Annotated in this window: 1 protein-coding gene; it reads left to right on the forward strand. The window is 64.3% G+C overall.

Going from position 1 to position 1982, the window contains the following annotated elements; genetic code table 11:
* The first annotated feature begins 217 nt into the window (after positions 1–217).
* On the forward strand, positions 218–1918 hold the full coding sequence (locus ACUH78_RS19120) for an IS1634 family transposase (protein ID WP_445334431.1): 1701 nt from the start codon (positions 218–220) through the stop codon (positions 1916–1918).
* Positions 1919–1982 lie beyond the last annotated feature (64 nt).

The raw sequence follows: 1982 nt of genomic DNA on the forward strand, positions 1-1982 counted from the left end.
TCTGCCGGTTTTCGGCTAGGATGCCCGACATCATCGAACGCAGCGCCGGGTTCTCCGGGGTTCGACACTTCCCCCCGATTTTCGCCCCTTTTCGGAAAGTGCCTCCAGCGCAGGCGCGGGTTTGAAGGCCGCGACCGTAAAAGTGCTGTGGTGGCACGTTTGTAACAGCCACCCGTAAGCTTGACGGCGCTTCTTAGGTGGTTAAAGTGGCGGCATCATGCACGTCAAGCTCACTACCTCCGGAGGTCGCCGCTACGTCCAACTCGTCGAGTCCTATCGCGACGAGGCTGGCCGGGTAAAGAAGCGAACCGTCGCCACGCTCGGCCGCGCCGAGCAGGTCGATGGGTCGCTCGACGCAGTGATCAACGGCCTGTTGAAGATCACGGGTCGCGAGCCGATGGGCGCCAAGCCGCCGGCGCCGACGGTGTCGTTCGAGTCCGCGCGCGCGCTCGGTAACGTGTGGGCGCTGACCGAGCTGTGGAAGTCGCTCGGGTTCTCGGAGCTGCGCCGGGTATTTCGCCGCACGCGCCGCACCACGGACGTGGAAGCGCTGATCCGTCTGATGGTGCTCAATCGCCTGTGCGACCCTGAATCCAAACTCGGCGTGCTGCGCTGGGTGCAGACGGTGGCGCTGCCCGACTTCGGGCCGAGGGCGGTCACGCACCAGCAGTTGCTGCGCAGCCTCGATGCGCTGATGGATCATCAGGATGAGGTCGATGCCGTGGTCGCCGGGCTGCTGCGCCCGTTGATCGACCAGGATCTGTCTGTGGTGTTCTACGACCTGACCACGATCCGCAGCGAAGGACTCAGCCAGCAGGCCGATGACGTGCGCCAGTACGGTATGGCCAAGGAGGGTCTGATCGCCCGCCAGTTCATGCTGGGCGTGGTGCAGACCGCCGAGGGGCTGCCGATCTACCACGAGGTGTTCGACGGCAACACGGCCGAGACGCGCACCCTCCTGCCGACGCTCACCAAGGTGCTCGCGCGCTTCCCGTCGGTGCAGCGCCTGGTGCTGGTCGCCGACCGGGGGCTGCTCAGCCTGGATAATCTGGAAGCCCTGAAGGCCGTGCGCCTCGCCAGCGGCAAACCGCTCGAATTCATCGTCGCGGTGCCGGGTCGGCGCTACAACGAGTTCATCGACCTGCTCGAACCCTTCCACGAACAACAGTGCGCAGCGGCCACGCAGGAAGTGGTCTCGGAGCACGCCTGGAACGATCTGCGGTTGGCGGTCGCGCACGATCCGGTGACGGCCGCCACGAAGACCCAGCAGCGCAATGAGCGTATCGACGCACTGATCCGTCAGGCAGACGAATGGTCGGGCAAGCTCACCGAGCAGGACGAAGGCGTGAAACACCGGGGGCGCAAACTCTCGGACAGCGGCGCCAAGGCACGCTTCTACCATGCGGTCAGCGAAGCGCACCTGTCGCGCATCATCAAGGTGGATCTGGGCGAGGAGCTCTTCAGCTACCACATCGACGACAAGGCGAAGCGTCTTGCCGAAATGATGGACGGCAAGCTGCTGTTGGTCACCAACGCCGAGGGCCTGTCCGCGCAGAACGTGATTGCGCGCTACAAGTCCCTCGCCGACATCGAGCGCGGCTTCAAGGTGCTCAAGTCCGAGATCGAGATCGGCCCGGTGTATCACCGCCTGCCCGAGCGGATTCGCGCGCACGCGTCGATCTGCTTCATGGCGCTGATCCTTCACCGGGTGATGCGCAGTCGCCTGAAGGCGGCCGATGCGGGCTACACGCCCGAGCGAGCGCTCGAGCAACTGCAGCGCATCCAGCATCACCGCGTGCGCCTGAACGGCGGCGAACCGGTGGCGGGGGTGTCGACGCTCAGCACGGAGCAGAACGAGGTGCTTCATGCCTTAGGGATAGGAAAACCAGCGGCGCCGGAGCAGTTGGCGCTGTTGTAGTGGCATTTTTGAAAGTTCGCTCTAGAAAAAACAAATACTTGCGAGCGTAACTGTCGAACTCGGG

This window comes from Thauera sp. ZXT1-4, assembly GCF_052598215.2.

Excerpts from the sequence above, each read along its gene's own strand:
- ACUH78_RS19120 (WP_445334431.1), top strand. The coding sequence starts at position 218 with ATGCACGTCAAGCTCACTACCTCCGGAGGTCGCCGCTACGTCCAACTC.